The sequence below is a fragment of the Sphingomonas sp. genome, assembly GCF_019242355.1.
Classification (GTDB): Bacteria; Pseudomonadota; Alphaproteobacteria; order Sphingomonadales; family Sphingomonadaceae; genus Sphingomicrobium.
Genome location: NZ_JAFAVR010000257.1, coordinates 1 through 3522, shown reverse-complemented (window position 1 = coordinate 3522; position 3522 = coordinate 1). Strand labels below are relative to the sequence as shown.

Here is a 3522-nt window from a genome sequence, read left to right as displayed (position 1 = left end):
CTGGCCAATGTCCATGGCGCCGCGATCGTCGGCGCGCGTGGGCCTGCTGACTATGGCAGCGTCGAGGAAGTCTGGCGTCGGGCGGGTGTTCCGCGCGCGGCGATTGAACGGCTGGCGGAGGCCGATGCGTTTCATGTGATCGCCGAGGATCGGCGGCAAGGCCTGTGGAAGGTGAAGGGGCTTGGCGAAGCGCCGTTGCCGCTGTTCGCGGCGGCAGACGAGCGCGAGGCGCAATTCTCGCCGGAAGGGCTGGAGCCCGTCGTCGCGCTCCGGCCGATGACCGAGGGCCGCGAGGTGGTCGAAGACTATCGCTCGACCCAGCTATCGCTTCGTGGACATCCGGTCAGCTTCCTGCGCGACCAGCTCGATGCGATGCGGATCGTGCGCTGCGCCGATCTCGCGACCATTCGCGACGGCTGCAACGTCGAGGTCGCCGGCGTCATTCTGGTTCGCCAGCGGCCCGGTTCGGCGAAGGGCGTGCTATTTGTGACGATTGAGGACGAGACCGGCATCGCCAACGGCATCCTCTGGCCCGACCGGTTCGAGATTTATCGGCGTCAGGTCATGTCGGCATCGATGATCGCGATGCGCGGCCGCCTGCAAAAGGAAGGCGAGGTGATCCACATCATCTGCGACCGCATCATCGATCATGACGACATGCTACGTTCGATCGGACGCATGGAGTTCGCGGTAGCGCCCGGGCGCGGCGATGGCGCCAGGAATGGTGGTGGCCCCGACCCGCGCGATCCCGGCATCCCGCGCGGACGCACATTATCCTATCCGCCCTTCAACGCCGTTCCCGATGATGAAGAATTGCTGCGGATACGCAGCCACGATTTTCATTGAACCGCTAGACTCGTGCATGCATGCGCCCTTCTGGCGAGGCCTTCGAGTGAGCTGGTCCGCTTCAAGACAAGCGTCGAAGGCTTGCTTGGCGCGGAGCACCTCCGAACCGAAGCGCCTCAGGTGCGCAGTTTGGGTTGAGCCACACGGCCAGCATATGTGATTGTGTCACGCTCGTCCCGGCTATCCGTGACGTACACACGGTAGGCGCCCTCCGGGCCGACACGCACGACGACATGTCCCTCGATACTCTTCACCATTGGCAAGAACCGCTCGTTCAAGGCGCGGCTGGCGGGATCGAGCCTCGTCACGAATACATCCCGGGGGACGCGGCCTTCCCAATCGTTCAGCATTCTCTGCAGCGTCGCCATCGCGGGATGCGTCGCGTGCCAGGCCTGAATGACGTACGCGTCAGCGTCGAGCGCCCGTACGAATTCGGGTCCATCGGCGTCAAAATAGCCGTGGTGGTCTGCGGCGGCAACATCGACTGGCCCAGCGACCCGGACGATCGGCGTTTCGACGTCGAGCCAAGGGACTCTGCCATCGTGCGTGTCGGCAACCAGATCGCCGCCCGCGAAATAGCGGAACGGTCCGTAGGATAGGACCATCGCTATCGACATGTGATTTTCTTCGGGGGTCGCTTCGGTAGTCCAGCTCGCTTTTGGGGGCAGCAGGTCCCGTGACTGGTCACCGACGCCTGTCCAAGCCCTGCCGTCACCGCCGACGAAGCGGATATTAAAAGCGCCAGTTCGACGCGTTTCGACCTGCCGGTCCGATCCAACCGCGACCTGTTCTACGCGACGCCCATTGCGCGCGCGCGCGCGCATCCAGGCCAGATGATTGGTAGCGAAGGATGCGTCGATCAGCGGGAGGCGGGCGTAGTTGGGGAACCCGCGATCGATCACGAGATCCGCTGGCATGTGCGCATCGACATCGCTCAGCCCGGTTAGACGATATCCCTCGGGAGCCTGCGGGTCGCTCGGGACCGGCGATCCGACGTGATCTGGGTGGACATGCGTCGCGATCATACAGTCGAGCGTGTTCCGGCCTGCGGCACGCGCCTGCCGCAGCGCATATCGGGCAACCCATTCGCCCGCTGATCGGGAGCTGTCCGGGCGGAGCGGAGTGGACGCCGGCGGCCCCCCGCGCGTCGCCCCGCAATCAATCAGGATGGCCGTGCCATCTGGCCCGAGGATGAACGTCGCGTTTCCAACCCCGGTGTCGATATGGTGGATATCAAGCGTTCCCGGAGTCCACGCCGACAGTATCTGAGAACCGGCGGCCGCGCTTCGCATACCTGCCAGGAGGAAACCGCCACCGAGAAGGCCTCCAGAGAGGAAAAGCCGCCTGTCGAGCTGGCTCTGCCCGGCATCTTGCGGATGCAGGTTTCTGCTGATCGCCATGTTCATTGGTCCTGTGGCACGGCGCATTCGAAGCTCTCTGCGTCGTTGGCATCCCCTGTTCCCTTGTAACGGCTCACTTGCGGATACCGGCAAATCGGCCGAGACATCGTTTGCCGAGGGTTGTTGGGCACCTTGCCGGTTCCGATAAAGAAATCAGGCGCGATACCCTTCTCAACCCACTGCTCGAGTGCGCCCATAAGATCATGCCTCGGATCGCCGGAGCCGTCTTCGGACGTTCGCGCGATCGAAGTCGGTCCGTCGCCGCCGTAGCAATGGCCCATGCCGGGGATCATGAAGAGACGATAGAAATCGTCAATCTCGGCCGAGGCGCTAGCGCGCGGATCGGGATAGCTCCGCATGAAGCTCGCAACACGGTTACGATAGGCGATCGAAGCAGCTGCGGGCATCAAGGTGTCCGACCAGCCGTGATATTGAATCAGCTTGCCGCCATGAGCACGGAAGGAGCGAAGATCAGGGCTGGTAGCATCGACGATCGGCGCGCTTTTTCGGTCGGACAATGCGATAGCGCGATCGAAGTCCATCGTTCGAGGATCCCAATGCTCGTTCTCGAAGACAACCTCACCGAAATAGGTGTCGCCGTAGGAGAAGGTGCCTGGTTGCCAAGGTGTGACGAGAGCATTGAACCCGGACGCATTTTCGAGCCCCGGCATGAAGCCGGGATAAATCTGCTCGCCGGTTCTGGGATTGGTGGGTCCGGCGTAGAGCTTGCGGAGGGTGGCAACCTGCTGGGCCGTCAGGCAGGCCGGCTCGTCTGAGCCTTTGCACAATAGGACGACCGGATCGAACCGGCAGAACCGAGGATCGGCGATGAGACCGTCCCTGACTCCATCAATGGCGTCGCAGGCGTCCACTACGGCACCCTGGATGAGCGCCCGCTTCGTTGTGGGAATTGCGCCGGGCGAACCCTCTAGCTGCGCCTGCTCATTCCAGACCAGCGCTGCCGACCAGTGCGACCAGTCGTTTCCCGGATCACCGGCGAGAATGCCGTCGAAATCCTCGGGGTAGCGCTGCGCGATCATCAAGGCCTCGCGCCCGCCGTCGGAACAGCCGACAAAATAGGATTTGGCCGCATCTCGCCCGTAATATGCCCGGATCGCCGCGAGCGCGGTCATTCGCGTTTCGGCGAGCGCACGATAGCCGAAATCGATCAGCTTCTCGGGGTGACCGATCGCGAAATCGGCCGTTCGCTTGCCCTGACCAGCGTCGGTTATGCCACCGCCATGCCCGTCATCCGTTGCCGCCGCCGCATAGCCGC

Annotated in this window: 3 protein-coding genes; 1 reads left to right on the top strand and 2 read right to left on the bottom strand. The window is 63.3% G+C overall.

Features of this window, described 5'->3' with window-relative positions:
* A partial coding sequence (locus JOZ79_RS12430; protein ID WP_294074643.1) for an OB-fold nucleic acid binding domain-containing protein occupies positions 1 to 846 on the top strand: 846 nt, incomplete at its 5' end.
* A 116-nt stretch (positions 847 to 962) separates the two neighbouring features.
* Here JOZ79_RS12430 and JOZ79_RS12425 read toward each other — a convergent pair.
* On the bottom strand, positions 963 to 2246 hold the full coding sequence (locus tag JOZ79_RS12425; RefSeq protein WP_294074640.1) for an MBL fold metallo-hydrolase: 1284 nt from the start codon (positions 2244 to 2246) through the stop codon (positions 963 to 965).
* A gap of 2 nt (positions 2247 to 2248) precedes the next feature.
* A partial coding sequence (locus JOZ79_RS12420; protein ID WP_294074638.1) for a tannase/feruloyl esterase family alpha/beta hydrolase occupies positions 2249 to 3522 on the bottom strand: 1274 nt, incomplete at its 5' end.